Below are 489 nucleotides of genomic sequence, written 5' to 3' on the forward strand. Positions count from 1 at the left end.
CGAAGCCGGTGGGGTAACCCGCAAGGGAGCTAGCCGTCGAAGGTGGGGTAGATGATTGGGGTGAAGTCGTAACAAGGTAGCCGTATCGGAAGGTGCGGCTGGATCACCTCCTTTCTAAGGAAATACCCGAACCCGATGAGGTTCGGATACAAGTTATCGGTATATGGCGCTTTGAGCGCAAGACGTGAAAACCATTTGTTCAGCTTTGATGGAATTTGTATGGGGCCATAGCTCAGCTGGGAGAGCGCCTGCCTTGCAAGCAGGAGGTCAGCGGTTCGATCCCGCTTGGCTCCACCAACAACTTTTATCAATTTGCACCTTGAAAACTGGATAACGAAAGAAAAGAATTGCTGAAACATCCTTTAGTTGTTTTTACGTAAGCGAAGGTGAGCGATCACCTGAGCATTTGGTTAAGCTAGTAAGAGCGCACGGRGGATGCCTAGGCACCAGGAGCCGAAGAAGGACGTGGCGAACAACGATACCGCCCCG

1 tRNA gene and 1 rRNA gene are annotated in these 489 nt (G+C 51.6%); both read left to right on the top strand.

The window, feature by feature from the left end:
* A 16S ribosomal RNA gene (locus AB4Z50_RS36005) occupies window positions 1-114 on the top strand; the annotation flags it as partial.
* Between the two features lie 107 nt (window positions 115-221).
* A tRNA-Ala gene (locus AB4Z50_RS36010) sits at window positions 222-297 on the top strand.
* The last annotated feature ends 192 nt before the right edge of the window (window positions 298-489 follow it).

This window comes from Paenibacillus sp. 2TAB26 (assembly GCF_052115145.1).
In the GTDB taxonomy this organism is placed as follows: Bacteria; Bacillota; Bacilli; order Paenibacillales; family Paenibacillaceae; genus Pristimantibacillus.